Source organism: Micromonospora xinjiangensis, from assembly GCF_056150165.1.
Map to the genome: position 1 here is coordinate 1 of NZ_JAXCFO010000003.1, position 15,378 is coordinate 15,378.

19 protein-coding genes are annotated in these 15,378 nt (G+C 71.4%); 14 read left to right on the forward strand and 5 right to left on the reverse strand.

The features are described from left to right. Positions 1-684 precede the first annotated feature (684 nt). Positions 685-939, reverse strand: a complete 255-nt coding sequence (locus SM573_RS11830; RefSeq protein ID WP_474616068.1) for an SCO4848 family membrane protein — start codon at positions 937-939, stop codon at positions 685-687. A gap of 128 nt (positions 940-1,067) precedes the next feature. Between SM573_RS11830 and SM573_RS11835 the strand changes: the two genes are divergently transcribed. The 7 genes from SM573_RS11835 (at position 1,068) to SM573_RS11865 (ending at position 5,134) form a co-directional block, all read left to right on the forward strand. Continuing rightward, positions 1,068-1,520, forward strand: coding sequence for a PRC-barrel domain-containing protein (locus SM573_RS11835; protein ID WP_474616069.1), 453 nt, complete (start codon positions 1,068-1,070; stop codon positions 1,518-1,520). A 51-nt stretch (positions 1,521-1,571) separates the two neighbouring features. After that, the gene (locus SM573_RS11840; protein WP_474613557.1) at positions 1,572-1,745 is read left to right on the forward strand and encodes a hypothetical protein; all 174 of its coding nucleotides are present in this window, start codon (positions 1,572-1,574) and stop codon (positions 1,743-1,745) included. A 93-nt stretch (positions 1,746-1,838) separates the two neighbouring features. After that, on the forward strand, positions 1,839-2,894 hold the full coding sequence (gene trpS / locus SM573_RS11845) for a tryptophan--tRNA ligase (protein WP_474616070.1): 1,056 nt from the start codon (positions 1,839-1,841) through the stop codon (positions 2,892-2,894). 53 nt (positions 2,895-2,947) lie between these two features. Further along, on the forward strand, positions 2,948-3,427 hold the full coding sequence (locus SM573_RS11850) for a DUF6098 family protein (protein WP_474613555.1): 480 nt from the start codon (positions 2,948-2,950) through the stop codon (positions 3,425-3,427). A 257-nt stretch (positions 3,428-3,684) separates the two neighbouring features. After that, complete coding sequence (locus SM573_RS11855; protein ID WP_474616071.1) at positions 3,685-4,134, forward strand: hypothetical protein; 450 nt, start codon at positions 3,685-3,687, stop codon at positions 4,132-4,134. After that, positions 4,131-4,523, forward strand: coding sequence for a hypothetical protein (locus SM573_RS11860; protein ID WP_474616072.1), 393 nt, complete (start codon positions 4,131-4,133; stop codon positions 4,521-4,523). The genes SM573_RS11855 and SM573_RS11860 overlap by 4 nt, the downstream gene beginning before the upstream one ends. Positions 4,524-4,582: 59 nt before the next feature. Then, the gene (locus SM573_RS11865; RefSeq protein WP_474616073.1) at positions 4,583-5,134 is read left to right on the forward strand and encodes a pyridoxamine 5'-phosphate oxidase family protein; all 552 of its coding nucleotides are present in this window, start codon (positions 4,583-4,585) and stop codon (positions 5,132-5,134) included. An 85-nt stretch (positions 5,135-5,219) separates the two neighbouring features. Here the strand turns inward: SM573_RS11865 and SM573_RS11870 are convergent, their stop codons facing one another. Next, positions 5,220-6,122 carry an AraC family transcriptional regulator gene (locus SM573_RS11870; protein ID WP_474616074.1) on the reverse strand — a complete coding sequence of 301 codons (903 nt, stop codon included), beginning with the start codon at positions 6,120-6,122 and terminating at the stop codon, positions 5,220-5,222. 158 nt (positions 6,123-6,280) lie between these two features. Between SM573_RS11870 and SM573_RS11875 the strand changes: the two genes are divergently transcribed. Continuing rightward, positions 6,281-7,039 carry an SDR family NAD(P)-dependent oxidoreductase gene (locus tag SM573_RS11875; protein WP_474616075.1) on the forward strand — a complete coding sequence of 253 codons (759 nt, stop codon included), beginning with the start codon at positions 6,281-6,283 and terminating at the stop codon, positions 7,037-7,039. Positions 7,040-7,126: 87 nt separating this feature from the next. Continuing rightward, positions 7,127-7,501: a VOC family protein gene (locus tag SM573_RS11880; protein WP_474613549.1), complete on the forward strand. Its 375-nt coding sequence runs from the start codon at positions 7,127-7,129 to the stop codon at positions 7,499-7,501. A 92-nt stretch (positions 7,502-7,593) separates the two neighbouring features. Here SM573_RS11880 and SM573_RS11885 read toward each other — a convergent pair whose 3' ends face one another. Further along, a complete protein-coding gene (locus SM573_RS11885) occupies positions 7,594-8,220 on the reverse strand; it encodes a hemerythrin domain-containing protein (RefSeq protein ID WP_474613548.1) in 627 nt (208 codons plus the stop codon). A gap of 75 nt (positions 8,221-8,295) precedes the next feature. On the opposite strand from SM573_RS11885, the gene SM573_RS11890 reads away from it, so the two are divergent. Together SM573_RS11890 and SM573_RS11895 are read left to right on the forward strand one after the other, a co-directional pair. After that, positions 8,296-8,916: a TetR/AcrR family transcriptional regulator gene (locus SM573_RS11890; protein ID WP_474613547.1), complete on the forward strand. Its 621-nt coding sequence runs from the start codon at positions 8,296-8,298 to the stop codon at positions 8,914-8,916. 161 nt (positions 8,917-9,077) lie between these two features. Further along, positions 9,078-9,791 carry a B3/B4 domain-containing protein gene (locus SM573_RS11895; RefSeq protein ID WP_474613546.1) on the forward strand — a complete coding sequence of 238 codons (714 nt, stop codon included), beginning with the start codon at positions 9,078-9,080 and terminating at the stop codon, positions 9,789-9,791. A 21-nt stretch (positions 9,792-9,812) separates the two neighbouring features. Here SM573_RS11895 and SM573_RS11900 read toward each other — a convergent pair whose 3' ends face one another. Next, positions 9,813-10,424, reverse strand: a complete 612-nt coding sequence (locus SM573_RS11900; protein WP_474613545.1) for a dihydrofolate reductase family protein — start codon at positions 10,422-10,424, stop codon at positions 9,813-9,815. 257 nt (positions 10,425-10,681) lie between these two features. Here SM573_RS11900 and SM573_RS11905 point away from each other — a divergent pair, with 257 nt between their 5' ends. Together SM573_RS11905 and SM573_RS11910 are read left to right on the forward strand one after the other, a co-directional pair. Continuing rightward, the gene (locus SM573_RS11905; protein ID WP_474616076.1) at positions 10,682-11,704 is read left to right on the forward strand and encodes a sigma-70 family RNA polymerase sigma factor; all 1,023 of its coding nucleotides are present in this window, start codon (positions 10,682-10,684) and stop codon (positions 11,702-11,704) included. A gap of 63 nt (positions 11,705-11,767) precedes the next feature. Continuing rightward, positions 11,768-12,625, forward strand: a complete 858-nt coding sequence (locus SM573_RS11910) for a YybH family protein (protein WP_474616077.1) — start codon at positions 11,768-11,770, stop codon at positions 12,623-12,625. A 319-nt stretch (positions 12,626-12,944) separates the two neighbouring features. Here the strand turns inward: SM573_RS11910 and mraY are convergent, their stop codons facing one another. Beyond that, positions 12,945-14,048, reverse strand: coding sequence for a phospho-N-acetylmuramoyl-pentapeptide-transferase (gene mraY, locus SM573_RS11915; protein ID WP_474616078.1), 1,104 nt, complete (start codon positions 14,046-14,048; stop codon positions 12,945-12,947). A gap of 740 nt (positions 14,049-14,788) precedes the next feature. Here mraY and SM573_RS11920 point away from each other — a divergent pair. Further along, positions 14,789-15,376, forward strand: coding sequence for a DUF433 domain-containing protein (locus SM573_RS11920; RefSeq protein ID WP_474616079.1), 588 nt, complete (start codon positions 14,789-14,791; stop codon positions 15,374-15,376). Positions 15,377-15,378: the final 2 nt, after the last annotated feature.

The following is a 15,378-nucleotide window of genomic DNA, read 5'->3' on the forward strand; positions in this document are numbered from 1 at the left end:
GCCTGCCAGCACAGGGCATCAAACAATTGGCACTGGCTTATCAAGCACCCTGTTGAGTTCTCAAAGAACAACCACACACCATCCGGAAACCCCCACCAGGAGGGCCCCATCAGGGGCATCTCGTCCAACCACCCGCCGCTCTCGCGCCGGGCACTTTTACTACGTTACCTCACCGTCTCCGCCGTGTCAAACCGGTCTGTCCCGGTCTGTCGTGCTTTGAACGGGTTGGCACCGACGAGCGCGCGCAGCGGCGAGCCGCTGAGCTCGATCATCGGATTCGGCAGAACCGGCCGCCGCGGTTTCCCGCGTGCTCGCCCGGTGCCCTGCCGGTCGTCAACCATACCCGGTCGGTTTCGCCTCACCAAATCCGCCTCGCAGCAGATCCGGGGCACCACCCAGGCACCGGGTCCGAGAAGCACAACCCCTCCGACCCGACGGTCATTCCCGCGCTCCGGCCTCCCAGGACCTTCGCCCCGTTTCGTCCGTTCCGCGCTGGCAGAGAGAAAGTTACGCGTCCGTGGGTTTGATCGTCAAATCGGGGGCACGCGTCCCGCGTCACATCATCCTCGGCGGGCTATCTCCGCTGGTCACGGAGCCGACGGGCGACGTGTGAGGAGCAACCGGATCACCGGGGCGAGCATTCCGTCGCGCGGGCCCTTATGCCCGCGACGGCCACGGGGACCGTCAGGAGCTGGGGCGACGGCGTGCGGCGAGGAGGCCGCGGACGCCGAGCACGCCGACGGTGGTGCCGATCGCCAGGGACGCCCCGATCAGAAGGGCGTGCACCCAGAGGAACGACGTGGGTGCGCCGTCGCCGGACGTACCGCTCGACCAGGACCGAGGGTCGTCCCAGATGGCGACGGCGAACCGGGGCCAGATCACCCAGGTCCAGACCCCGACCGCGAGGAGGAACAGGGCCCAGCGACGCGACAACACCATGGCAGCCGAGTATGCCAGCGGGGCCCGGGCCGGCCGGTCGGGCGACCGGCCGCAGGTGGTGGGCTGTTTCCCGGGCGGAGCGGCCGGGCACTGTCGGATCGGTCAGTCGAAGACCACGGGAGGTGCAGATGATGTCCCCACCCTTCGATCCGTGGACGTGGCGCGACCCGTCCGCCCTGGCCGGCGGGTACACCGGGGCGGATCCCGGCGCCGGGCCCGCCGCCGAGCCGGACGGTCGTGACGACGGTCCGGACGCCCCCGGTCCCGGCACGCCGATCGACCTGACGGGTTACCGCGTGGAGGCCGTCGACGGGCGGATCGGCTCGATCGACCGGGCGAGCGGGGACGCCGGCGCGCGTTACCTGGTGGTGGACACCGGGCCCTGGATCCTCGGCCGCAAGGTCCTGCTGCCGGCCGGCACCGTCAACCGCGTCGACCATCTGGAGCGAGCGGTGCACGTGGACCGCACCCGGCAGCAGATCAAGGATTCGCCGGCGTTCGACCCCGACCGGTACGAGGAGCCGGAGTACCGGGACCGGGTCGGCGGCTACTACGCGGAGAGCTACCGGCAGCACGCCTGAGCGGCGGACGGGTCGCCCCCGGTGAGGGGCGATCCACGGTACGGTGGGCGCATGGCCCGGCCGAGCGTCCGCGCGCCGGAGGTCGTCACCCGGATCGACGGCCTCCCGCTCGGCGTACCCACCGGCCCGGCCCACCGCGGCGACGGCCGCGACCAGATCATCGATGTCCTTCGTGCCGGCGGGCTGCGGTTCCGCGACGGCGCGCGATGGCGGACGGCGCACTGACCCGATCCCGCTGACCGGTGGGGCGTTCACCGCCCCGACCGGCGCGCGCCCGCGTTCGAACCCACCCACCCCAGGCACGAAAGGCGTACCACCATGTCCGTCGCACGGATGCTCACCGGAGACCGCCCGACCGGGCGGCTGCACCTCGGCCACTACGTCGGCAGCATCGCCAACCGGGTACGGCTGCACCAGCGCTACGACAGCTTCTTCATCATCGCCGACCTGCACATGCTGACCACGAGGAACACTCGTGAGGACATCGAGCGGGTCGCCGCCAACGCCCGGGACATGGTCACGGACGTCCTGGCCGCGGGCGTCGACCCGGCCCGGTCGACGTTCTACCTCCAGTCCGCCATCCCCGAGGTCGGCGACCTGAACACCCTCCTGCAGAACCTGGTGACCGTGCCCCGGCTGGAGCGGGTGCCGTCGCTCAAGGACATGGCCCGGGACTCCGGCAAGGAGGAGATGCCGTACGGGCTGCTGGGCTACCCGGTGCTCCAGGCCGCGGACATCCTCTGCGTGAAGGGGCAGGTGGTGCCGGTCGGCAAGGACAACGCCGCCCACGTCGAGGTGACCCGGGAGATCGCCCGACGGTTCAACAACCTCTACGGGCCCGTCTTTCCCGTCCCGGAGCTGATCCCGGCGGACACGCCGTCCCTGGTCGGCACCGACGGCGCCGCGAAGATGAGCAAGAGCCGGGGCAACACCATCCTGCTCTCCGACGACGAGGCGACCGTGCGCCGGAAGGTGATGGGCATGTACACCGACCCCAACCGGGTACGAGCCGACGTGCCCGGGACCGTCGAGGGGAACCCGGTGTTCGCGTACCACGACGTTTTCAACCCGGATCGGGCGCAGGTGGCGGACCTGAAGGAGCGCTACCGCGCCGGCCGTGTGGGCGACGTGGAGGTCAAGGAGAAGCTGGTGACGGCGCTGAACCGGTTCCTGGACCCGATCCGGGAGCGCCGCGCCAGCATCGAGGGCGACCGTGGGCTGGTCGACCAGCTGATCGTCGAGGGCACCGAGCGGACCCGTCGGGAGGTGCGGGAGACGGTGACGGAGGTGCGCCGGGCGATGGGCCTGACCAGCGCGTACGCCCAGGTCCGCCGCCGGGCGGAGCGGGCCCGCAAGGCGGCGACCGCGAGCTGAGCCGCTGCCGGCGGGCACGAATGGTCCGGGCCCCGCAGGGCACAGGAGAGACCATGAACGGCGTACGGAACGAAACGGCGCTGCCCGTGCTCGAGACGCTCGACGAACTGGTGGCGCTGCTGCGGGGCGCGCGGGGCGAGGAGTTGTACGTGCGGTGGTCCCGTGGACCCGACGCCGACCTTACCCGAGGGCACGGGGCGGAGCAGTCGAGCCGGGACGCCCTCACCGGCATCGACCTGCCCGGTCTCTCCGCCAACCCGCTGGCCGTGGAGCCGTGGTGGGGTGCGCGGCCGGTGCGCCTGTGGGTGGCGCGACGGCTGTACGACTACTGCCACCTGCGGGACCTGCGGGGTCCGGGCGTACGCCCCTGGGTGCTCGTCGGCGAGCAGCTCGGCCGCGGGCCGGACAACGAGCCGCTGGTGCGGTGTGACCGGCCGGTGGCGTGGGTCTCGGAGCGGGCCCTGCGGGAGGCGCACGAGGCGGTGGAGGCGCAGGCGTCGTCGGAGTGGGGCCCCCTGCACCGCGCCGACTGAGGCCCGCTACGCCGGCCCTGACCTGCGGAAATGCGACTCGCTCCGGAGTGGACGACGGCTGCGGGGCGGTGGTAGGACTGGAGCATCGGCCCGTCAACGGCGCCGCGTCGTACCCCCACTCGATGCCGCTCGTCCCGCCGGGCCTCCGGTCGTACCCGAACGCGCGCGCCCTGCTCCCGGGTGCCGCCGGGCCCTCGGCTCCGGCGCCGGCCCTCCCCCGACGGACGCGAGCGGCGGAGCCTCCGTGAGGAGTACCCGTGTCGCCCCACCGCATCCGCTCCCGGCACCAGCCGTTCGAGGTCGCCATCCTCGTGACCGCGCCCGCCTGTGGGCTCCTCCTGATCCTGCTCGACGTCCGACCGCCGTCGGTCGAACTGGCGATGCCGCCGCCGCTGCGGACCGTCTGGAATCTCAGTCTGATCGTCGTCGGCGTCTCCGGGCTCGTCGGAATCCTCTGGCCCGGTCGGCTCTCGACCGGGCTGGGCATCGAACTGGCGTCGCTGCTGGTGCTCGGCACGACCGCCGGCATGTACGCGGTGGCGGTCATCGTCGTCTCCGGCCGGGAGGGTGTCGCCGCCGCCTCCTTCATCGTCGCGGTGGCGGCCGGCTCGTTCTGGCGCTCCACCCAGATCATCCAGGATCTGCGACGGCTCGTCCGGATCAGCCGGCAGCTCGCCACCGACCTGGTCGGCCAGGAGGCGGCATGAGCAGCTCGCCGCCGCCGACCGCTCCGCACTGGGTCCAGGCCGTGCTGTCCGCGCTCGGCGTGGTGGGCAGCGCGGGTGGCCTGGCCGCGATCGTCGCCGTGATCATCCAACGGGGGAAGTTCAAGGCGGACGCGGCCGACACGCTCACCGACGCCGCCCTCACCCTCGTTCAGCCTCTGCGTTCGCGCGTCTGCGAGCTCGAACGCGAGGCGCTGGCCGCCCGCGAGGAGATCGCCTCGATGCGCCAGCAGGTGAACCAGTTGCAGGCCGCGGTCCAGACCCTGCGCCGCACGCTGGAGCGGTGGCGAGCCGCGGTGATGGCACCGGACGCCACGCTGCGACGGATCCGGGCGACGGTCGCGCAGTCCACCGAGCCGGAGGATGTGTAGCGGGCGGGACGTCGTCCGCCCCCTGGTCGCACCGCCCGTGTCGCATGACACGATCAACCATGCCCGTGACGAACCCCTGGCTCGCCGGTCCGGCCCCCACGAGGCGACTCGACCGGCACCGTCTCGAGGAGCGCATCCTCCACCTGCTGTCGTCGCAGAACATGTGCGTCCTGGCCACGTCGGGGCCGGACGGTCCACTGGCGACTCCCGTGCGCTACTTCCACCTCGACTTCGCGTTGATGTTCACGGCCGCGGCCGCGTCACCCAAGATGCGGAACATCGACGCCGACCCGCGGGTGTCGATCGGCGTGTTCGCGCCGCTCGTCGGGCAGGCCAGCAGTCGCGGCGCCCAGGTCTTCGGTCGGGCCCGCGTGCTCGTTCCCGGCGATCCCGAGCGGGAGCACTACTGGCCGGCGGTGCGCTGGCAGTCCGACCACGTGGAGCGTTCCCGCTCGCTCGACGAACCACCGGTGGACCCGCTCGTGCTGGTCGAGGCGGAGCGCATCGTCTACACCGAGCACTGGCTGCGCCGTGACGGCTACGCGCCACGCCAGTTCTGGCGCCGGGCGCGGGCCGCGGTCAGAGCGGTCGACCCGCCGGCGACCGGCTGAGTGCACCGCCACGGCGTCCATGTCCTCCGTGCTGACGCCCTCGGCCGGACGCCTCAGGTGTGTGAAGACACCGGGCCGGCGCGGGTCACGGCAGGCTGGGCGCGGCGAGGGGCGCCGAGCCGCGCAGGCGGGCGGCGTCCTGGCTCGGCGGCACGCCGAACTGGCGGCGGTACTCGCGGCTGAACTGCGACGGGCTGTCGTAACCCACCCGGTGGCCGACGCCGGTGACGTCGTTGGGGCGGGTGGCGAGGAGCAGACGCGCCTGCTGGAGCCGGATCTGCTTCTGGAACTGGATCGGGCTCATGGCGGTGACCGCCTGGAAGTTGCGGTAGAAGGCGGAGACGCTCATGCCGGCGAGCTGGGCCACGTCCTCCACCCGGAAGGACTGCCGGTAGTGGTCCCGGATCCAGCGCACGGCCCGGGCGACGTGGGCGAGGCTGCTGTCGGCGAGGCCGAGCTGACGGACGACGGCGCCCTGCTCACCCGTGATGAGCCGCCAGAGGATCTCCCGTTTGATCAGTGGGGCGAGCACCGGGATGTCGCCCGGCCGGTCGAGGAGCCGCAGCATCCGGACGGCGGCGTCGAGCAGCTCGTCGGGGGCGTCGCTGACGGCGATGCCGGACGGGGCCGCGCCACCCCGGGTCAGCTCTCCCGCCGGTGCCTGGAGCAGCACCTCGGCGATGTCGGAGGGTTGCAGCACCAGACCGAACCCGAGTGCGGGCCGCTCCGGGCTGGCCTCGATGAAGTGGCCGGTCACGGGCAGGTCGACGGACGCGACGAGGTACTGCCCGGCGCGGTACTCGTACACCCGATCGCCCAGCGCCAGCCGTTTGGTGCCCTGCGCGATGAGCGCCAGCACCGTCCCGGTCATCGACGGGTACGGCGGCGTCGACCGCTCCGCCTTCGAGATCAGGACGCCGTCGATCGGGGTGGTGCCGTCGGGGCGCACGTGGCGGGCGAGCGACACGCGCAGCTCGTCGAGAAGCATGAGTCGATTGAAGCACTCCTGGCGTTCCCGGCAAAGAGAGGATCAGGCAAGACTATAGGAGTATCTGTCTACTGGACTGCCTGCTCAGAGCGGTCTCATGGAGTCGACACGACTCCCAGGGAGCCATTGTCGCTCCATGATTGGACAGGTAGGCCAGCATGCGTATCGCAGTTGTCACCGGCGCCAGCTCGGGTATCGGGCAGAGCGCGGCCATCCAGATCGCCAAGCGAGGCACGGGCGTGATCCTGACCTACGGCGGCAACCGGGACGGCGCGCTGGACACGGTCGCGAGCATCGAGAAGGAGGGCGGCACGGCCGTCGCGCTGCCGCTGGACCTCGGCCGCAGCGAGACCTTCCCGGCTTTCCGCGAGGCCGTCGTCGCGGCGCTGCGCGACACGTGGCAGCGGGAGACGTTCGAGTTCCTCGTCAACAACGCCGGATTCAGCCAGATGGCGATGTTCGAGGACACCACCGAGGAGCTCTTCGACCGGTTGGGGCGGGTGCTGCTCAAGGGGCCGTACTTCCTGACCCAGACCCTGCTTCCGCTGCTGTCCGACGGTGGCGCCATCGTGAACGTCACCAGCAACTCGGCCCGGCTCTCGGGCATGGAGCCGGGCTACTCGGCGTACGGCACGATGAAGGGCGGCCTCGTCGTGCTGACCCGCTACATGGCCAAGGAGTTCAGCGTGCGGGGCATCCGCGTCAACTCCGTGTCCCCCGGCGCCACCCGCACCCGCCTCGCCGACAACGCCTTCGAGCGCCACCCCGAGGTGATCCCCGTGCTGGCGGCGAAGACCGCGCTGGGCCGGGTCGGCGAACCGGACGACATCGGCATGGTCATCGCCAGCCTGCTGGGCGAGGAGGGGCGCTGGATCACGGCGCAGGACATCGAGGTGGCCGGCGGCTACAACCTCTGACCGCAGCGACGCCCGGGCGGCGTGCCGGCTCCGGCGGCACGCCGCTTCGAGGTGTACGGGCGGCCGCGGTGCGGGTACGACGCCGGCATGACCGATCGACCCCGGCTGATCCTGGCCACCACCGTGCTGGACTCACCCGACGCCCGGCAGCTCGCCGCGTTCTACGAACGCCTCCTGGGCTGGTCCCGGCAGGAGGACGAACCGGACTGGGTCACGCTGCGGGCGCCCGGCGGCGGGGCCGGCCTGGCCTTCCAGACCGAGCCGGCGTACGTCCGCCCGGTGTGGCCCGCCGGCCCCGGAGACCCGCAGATGATGGTCCACCTCGACATCCAGGTCGACGATCTCGACGCGGCCTCGGCCCACGCGGTGGCCGCCGGCGCGACCGTGGCGGACTTCCAGCCGCAGGACGACGTCCGGGTGCACCTCGACCCTGCCGGCCACCCGTTCTGCCTCTTCGTCTGACACATCAGGCGTCGCGTCCGACCGAGGCCGCGCGGCGCCCGGCGGGGGAGACGTTCCGACCCGCCGGGCGGCGCCGGTCGTCGATGGGGTGATCAGGCCGTGCGCAGGGTGGCGATCACGGACGTGGAGTGCGCGCGCATGGCGGGAACGGCCTGCTGGGCGGGCGCCGGCAGCGCGGACAGGATCAGCTCGACCTCCTCCGGGGTGCCGACCTCGTCGAAGAAGCCGACGAGCAGGCTCGCACCGACCGGCGGGGTGGTGGCGATCACCTTCTCGGCGAAGGACGCCCATGCCTGCGCCGACACGTGCGTCTGCAGGGCGGGGAAGAGCAGCGGCTCCTCGTGCGAGAGGTGCGTGTGGACGAGTTCGCGTACGGCCGCGGCGGCCGCCGCCAGGTCGCGGCGGTCCTCCCCGGCCGGCACCGGCGCCGCCTCCAGCGCGTCCAGGGCGGCGTCCAGCGCGTCGTGCTCGTCGGTCAGCGCGCGGAGCGGCTCGGCGGTGCCGGGCGCCACGGCCTCGATCAGCGGCCAGAGGTCGTTGTCCTCGCTCTCGTGGTGGTGGCGCAGGGTCGCCACGACGAAGTCGCGGAGTTCGCCGAGGGCGGCGGGGTCGGTGGCGGGACGCGTCGCGGCGTCCGCCAGCAGCGTCGTCGCACGGCGGTGCGTGTCGTGGGTGAGCCGCGTCTCGATCACGGATCGTGGCTCCTGGAGCGTCGTCATGGCGCCGAGGCTAGTTCGTTATAGGAGCATCTACTAAATAGAGCGCCCCGTGATGTGGGCTAGACTACAGCGCAAATGGCCAGCAGTTATCACTCCCCTCGACGTATCGACGCCGCCGCCGCGACCCGGGCCGCGATCCTGTCCGGCGCGCGCGACCTCTTCCTGGAGCGCGGATACGCGGCAGTTACGGTGAGTGAGATAGCCAGGGTGGCGCGAGTCGCCGTCCCGACGGTCTACGCGAGCACCGGCGGCAAGGCGGCGATCCTCTCCGCGCTCATCCAGCCGGCGGTCAACGACTCCGCCGTCGGCGAGACGCTCGCCGCGGTGTCCAGGGCCGACGAGCCGGGCATGATCATCGACCTCACGGCGGAGGGCACCCGCCGGGCCCACGAGCGGCACTGGGAGATCCTCTACGGGCTGCTCCGGCACGCACCCGGCGAGGACGCCGCACGGGAGGTCGTGGAGGCCGGAATTGGCTCGTACGTCGACGCCCTGCGCAGCATCGTCGAACGACTCGTGGCGCTGGACGGGCTCGCCCCCGGCATCGACCCGACCGAGGCGCTGGACCTGCTCTGGTTCCACCTCGGCCAGCCGGCCTGGTTCACCCTCGTCGGCGACCGGGGCTGGACCTTCGACCGTGCGCAGGCGTGGCTCGGGGCGTCCGCCCGCCGCGCCCTCCTCGCGCAGGAGCAGTAGCAGGATCGTCCGGCGGGCCGGTGCGCGCCTCCGCGCGTGGCCACACCCGTCGAGGTCCCCGCCGGTAGCCTCGTCGAGGGCTCCCGGGCGACCCCACCGACGATCGCAAAATCGACCGCCGGCACTCGCCCGGGACGCCGACCCGATCCAGGAGTCGTGACATGACCGCGTTCCACCTCTCGCCCGAGGTCGCCGAAGCCTTTCCCGGCACCCGCATCGCTCTGGTCATCGCCGAAGGGCTGCGCGCCGACGAGCCCTGGCCCGAGCCCGCCGCGGCGCTGGCCGAGATGGAGACCCAGGCCGCCGCCGGGGAGTGGACGCCGGCCGGCGAGGACGACCCGCGCATCGCGTCCTGGCACGCCGCGTACCGATCGTTCGGCACCAACCCGCGTCGCGAGCGTCCCAGCGTCGACGCCCTCGGTCGCCGGCTCGCCCGCAGGGGCACGCTCCCGCGCATCAACCCTGCGGTCGACGCGTACAACTCGGTCTCGGTGCGGTACGGCCTGCCGGCCGGCGCGTTCGACCTCGACGCCGTGGCAGGCGACGTCGTGATCCGGTACGCGGACGGAACCGAGGAGTTCACGCCGCTCGGGGAGCCCGACACCGTCGAGCGCCCCCGGCCCGGCGAGGTGGTCTACGTGGACGACCTCTCGGTGCTCACCCGCCACTGGAACCACCGGGACGCCCACCGCACCCGGGTCACCGAGAAATCCCGAAACGTCGTCTTCATCCTGGAGACCCTCGACGCCGGGCGCGACGAGCCGGCGCTGAGGCAGGCCGCCCGGCAGTTGAGCGACTGGGTAGGGCGGCGCTGCGACCGCGTCACGGTCCGGTTCCTGAGCCCCGACGAGCCGCGCGTCGCGCCGCCACACTGACCCCCCGTGCCGACCGGGGCCCTAGCTGCCGACGGTGCCGTAGGTCGGGGTGCCCGCCGCCGCGTACGACAGGTGCAGCGTCCCGTTGGCGTAGGTGACCGACTCGGTGAGCCGAAGGGCGGCCGGCACCGTGCCCTCGGCGAACAACCGCTTCCCACTGCCGAGCAGCAGCGGATAGAGCCACAGGTCCAGCTGGTCGACGAGGCCGAACCGCAGCAGCGACTGCACCAGGTCCAGGCTGCCGATCACGTGCAGCTCGTCGTGGCGGTCCTTCAGCTCGGCGACGCCCTCGGCGAGCTCGCCCGTGACGACCGCCGAGTTCGCCCACGAGAGCGGCTCGGCGAGCGTACGGCTGGCGACGTACTTGGGTACCCGGTTCAGCAGGCCGGTGAAGGGAACCTCCTCGGGCGCCTTCGGCCAGTAGTCGGCGAAGATGTCGTAGGTCTTGCGGCCCAGCAGAAGCGCGTCCATGGTCCTGGCCCGCTCGAACATCGCGGCACCGGACTCGTCGTCCAACAGCGGCGCCTGCCATCCGCCATGGCCGAAGCCGCTCTCACGGTCCTCGTCGGGCGCTCCCGGCGCCTGCGCCACCCCGTCCAGGGTCACGAACTCCGTCACGATCAGCTTGCCCATCGGGCGCTCCTTCACTCTCGGTCAGTTTCCTGGCAGACCACGCCGGATGTCGAAAGTCATCGGTCGTTCCCGAGAAAAGTGCCGTACCCGCCCACCACCCGTCCCGCCTTCCCGCGGGTTCGTTACCGACGCTCACCCGGGGGGACCTGTCGGAGCCAGGTGAAAGGCTTCGGGCAGGGGCTGCCCGGGGCAGCGCCACCGGATCATCGCCGGAGGGCGCGGCGGAGACCGGGACCTGATCGTGAGTGGGGGCCGAGGTGAGCTGGCCGAAGACGACGAACACGGCGGAGCTGCTGGCCGCGGCGCGTTCCGGTGACGGTGACGCGTTCGGGCGTCTGGTCGCACCGTTGCGGGACGAGCTGCGCGCACACTGCTATCGGCTACTCGGGTCGGTGCACGACGCGGAGGACGCCGTCCAGGACACCCTGGACCGGGCCTGGCGCGGCCTGGAACGGTTCGAGGATCGAGGCTCGATAAGGCCCTGGCTCTACAAGATCGCGACGAACCGGTCGCTCACGCTCATCGAGCGGCGGAGGCGGCGGGAACTGCCCACCGATCTGAGCCCGGACGGCGCGCCGGCGGCCGAGGTCGCTTGGCTCGAGCCGTACCCGGGCCGGCTGATGGGCTGGACGGAACGGCTGACTCCGGAGGCCCGCGCGGTGGCGAGGGAGAGCATGGAGCTCGCGTTCGTCGCCACCCTGCAGCACCTGACCGCCGGGCAACGGGCCGCGCTGCTGCTGCGTGACGTCCTCGGCTACACCGCCGGCGAGGCGGCCGAGACGTTGGGCACGACGGTAGCGACCGTCAACAGCGCCCTGCAGCGGGCGAGGAAGGTCCTCGCCGATCGACGCCCGGACGGAAGCCAGCGACAGACGCTCGACGCGCTCGGCGACGCGGGCCAGCGGAAGATCGTCCAGCGCTACGTGGCCGCCTGGGAGAACGGCGACGTCGACGCCATCGTGGCGCTGCTGACCGAGGACGCGACGTACTCCATGCCACCGTTGACCGCCTGGTATCAGGGGCACGAGGCGATCCGCGGCTTCCTGGTCGAGGTGCTCCAGCGCCGCTGGCGCTTCCTCCCCGCCTCGGCGAACGGGCAGCTCGCGTTCGGCACGTACATGTGGGACGACGACCGGAGCGTCTACGTACCGGCCGGCCTGGACCTGCTCGTCCTGCGTGGCCGGCAGATCGGTGAAGTGGTGTCGTTCCTCAGCGCCGACTTCGCGGCCTTCGGTCTGCCCGTCGCACTCGCCGACGAACGCGGTCCCCTCGCGCGATGAGTTCGCCGGCGCCGGCGGGTTGTAGTGCTGACCGACACACCGACCCGCAGGGAGAAGCCACTGATGCCGACCGACGAGAGCCAGATCCGTAACCTGGTCCAGCGCTGGGCCGAGGCGGTCCACCGCGGCGACCTCGCCGGGGTGATCGCCGAACACGCCGAGGACATCGTCATGTTCGACGTGCCGCCGCCGTACGAGGGGGTCCGCGGCCTGGACGCCTACCGCGACGCGTGGCCGCCCTTCCTGCGGTGGCAGCTGAGCGGCGCGTCCTTCGAGATCGAGTCCCTGGACGTGACCGTCGGAGACGACGTCGCCTTCGCGTACGGCCTGCTGCGCTGCGGCACCGAGGAGCAGTTCGCCGACGATCCCGACAACCGGCTACGGCTGACGCTCGGCCTGCGCAGACAGGACGGCCGCTGGGTCGTCACCCACGAACACCATTCGTTCCCCCACACCCAGCCGACCCCGGCCGGGCAGACCGAACGGGACGACGCCGCCGCCGAGCAGGAGCTGCGCCAGCTCCACGAGCGGTGGTTCGCGGCCACCGCGGCGAAGGACCTGGACGGCCTGATGGCGCCCATCGCCGACGACGTCGTCTCCTACGAGCACGACCAGCCCCTGCGACACCTCGGCGTCGACGAGGTCCGCGAGGTGTGCAGGAAGGGCCTCGACGCGGCCGGCGACGACACGGTGACGTGGACGGTCCCCGAGATGTCGGTCCTGGTCCGCGACGACCTCGCCGTGGTCTGGGGGCTCAACCACGTCGGTGTGGAGCGCGGAGACGGCCAGCGCGTCGACACCTGGTCACGAGGAACCCGGGTCTTCCAGCGCCGCGACGGCGCCTGGTGGATGGTCCACCAGCACCTCTCCTACCCGTACGACCCGAGCACGGGCGAGGCGAGGACGGACCTGCGGCCGTAGGAGTCGGGCGCCGACGCGGCGGTCGGCCGGAGCGTCGGTGACCGCCGGTGAGCCGGTGAGCGCCGAAAGCACCCCGCTCCGCCGGGTCCCGGTGCCGCGCTCCTTCGCGCGCGCGGCCTCCCGGCCGGCTCTGCCCTGAGCCGGGCCGATGTGGGCAGCCCTCCGGGCCGGGGGGGCTGCCCCACCTCCGGGGCAGCTCGACAGCCTTCGAGTGATGGACGCGCCGCCCCGTCGACCGAGCTGCCCGGTCACCCAGCGACAGGAACCGGGCTGCCCGGCGGACCACCGTCGGCGGCACGGCGAAGACTTGTCGCCCGGCCTATCCGACGACCGCCAGGAAGTCCGAGTAGAACAGGCCCAGGCCGACCGCCACGCAGACGCCGGCCACGATCCAGAACCGGACCACGATGTTGACCTCGCTCCACCCGGCCAACTCGAAGTGGTGGTGCAACGGCACCATCCGGAAGACCCGCCTACCGGTGGTCCGGAACGAGACGATCTGGATCACCCAGGTCGTCGTGATGATGACGAAGAGCCCACCGATCACGATCGAGAGCAGCGTGGTGCGGGTTGCCACCGCGAGACCGCCGATCAGCCCGCCGAGCCCGAGCGCGCCCACGTCACCCATGAAGATCCGCGCCGGGGACGTGTTCCACCAGAGGAAGCCCACGCAGGCGGCGGCCGCCGCCGCCGCGATCATGGCGATCTCCAGGGGATCCCGGACCTGGTAGCAGTACTCGTTCGCGCGGGCGTACGCGTCGTCGGCGCACCAGTGCCGGTACTGCCAGAAGCCGATCAGCGCGTACGCGCCGAGCACCAGGATCGACGCGCCGGTGGCCAGGCCGTCGAGGCCGTCGGTGAGGTTCACGCCGTTCGACATCGCCATGATCACGAAGACGAAGACGATGACCGCGCCGACCTTGCCGACGTCCAGCCAGCTGATGTCGCGGATGAGTGAGATGTGCTCGCTCGCCACGGTCTGGCCGTTGGTGCTCGGCACGTAGAGCGCGGCGACGGCGAACCCGGCGCCGACGATCGCCTGGCCGAGCAGCTTGCCCTTGGCGGACAGCCCGTCGGAGTTGCGCCGGCGCACCTTGAGGAAGTCGTCGAAGAAGCCGACCGCGCCGCAGAAGACGAAGAGCCCGAGCAGCACCAGGGCCGTCATGGTCGGCCCCTCCTGCGCGATCTGCCGATCGGGCAGCGTGGTCAGGGCGAGATGCCCGGCGACGTAGGCGAGGACGGTCGCCACGATGAAGACGACGCCGCCCATCGCGGGCGTGCCCTTCTTGCCCTGGTTGCTGGCGAGCCCGATGGATCGGATCGGCTGGCCGGCCTTGAGCGCGGTGAAGACGCGAACCGCCACCGGCGTGCCGAGCAGGGAGATGACGAACGCGACCGCGGCCGCGACGATGACCGCCCTCACCGGCGGATCTCCACAGGGTCCGGGGTTCTCACGGCGTCCCCACCGGGCGTCCGGATCAGCGCCCGGCGTGTCGACCCGAGCCGGCCGTACGGATCGTCCTCAGCGGAATCATCGATCACGAGACACGAGCTTGCCATCCGACGGCGAGCGGAGCAGCCCTGGGCCCGCCCGCACAGGACGGGAAAAGGGGCCGTCCCGGTCACCCGAAACGGCCCCTCACCTGCTGCGCGCCCGAAGGGACTCGAACCCCTAACCTTCTGATCCGTAGTCGGTAGGAGAGAGTTGCCCTGACCTGGAGTTACGCCGTTTCGTCCGTATTCGGCATGTAGCAGTGTCGACGGAACGTGACGCTAGACAGCGTTTCCGCCCCCCACCGTGCCCCCTGGGGGGCACGGCTGATGCAGATGTACCGATCAGCTGAATGCGCGGTCGCGACTGCCGCTGGTCGAGCACTGATGGGAAGCGGCTACTCGCTCTGCCATCGGGCGGACACTTGCCGCATCGGCGCCTCCCGGTCTCCGGTGGGAGGGCGCCGGGGGCCAGGGCGTGCCGTCCGCCGGCGACAGCCCGGCAGCCCTGTCCGGTGTCTGACCTGAGGCGGGCGGCGCGTCTGGTTCGGCACGGGGATGTGCGCTTCGCAAAGAAGTGCGATGATGCCGGCAGGAATTGAATTTGCAATGGCACGGAGAGGGGCGTTTCGGGTGGCGTACTCGTCTTCGTTGGCGGCTGCGCTCGGTGGCGTGAGTGAGGGGCAGCTCGTCCACTGGCGGCGCCAACCGAACCCGGTCCTCGTCCCCGAGTACGGCAGCCGGCCCCGCGTCAGCTACAGCTTCCGAGACCTGCTGGCAATCCGCACCGTCGCTCGGATCCGCACTCAGCTCTCGCTCCAAAAGATCCGCAAGGCGATCCAGAACATCAGAAATCTGGACAACTTCGAGCATCTTTCGAACTACAAGCTCGTGGCCAAGGGAAACACGATCGTCTGGATCCAGTCCGAGGATCAGATGGTCGACGTGCTGAGGCAGCCAGGCCAGCAGATCATCGCGACGATGCAGGACATCCTGGGTGAGTTCGTCGGCTGGACTGGCGAGACTGTGGTGCCGCTGGAGACCCCAAAGCCCGGCATCCGGATCAACGCGGGCGTGCTCCGCGGCTACCCCGTCATCGACAACACGCGGGTGCCCTACGACACCGTTGCCTCGCTGGCTGCCGACGGTCTCGACGCCACCTCCATCCGGTACTTCTACCCGTCAGTGACAGACATCGGCGTAGAGGGGGCGGTAGCCCTTGATAGGTACGTGAGCGAGTACCCGCGCCGGGCTGCGTGAGC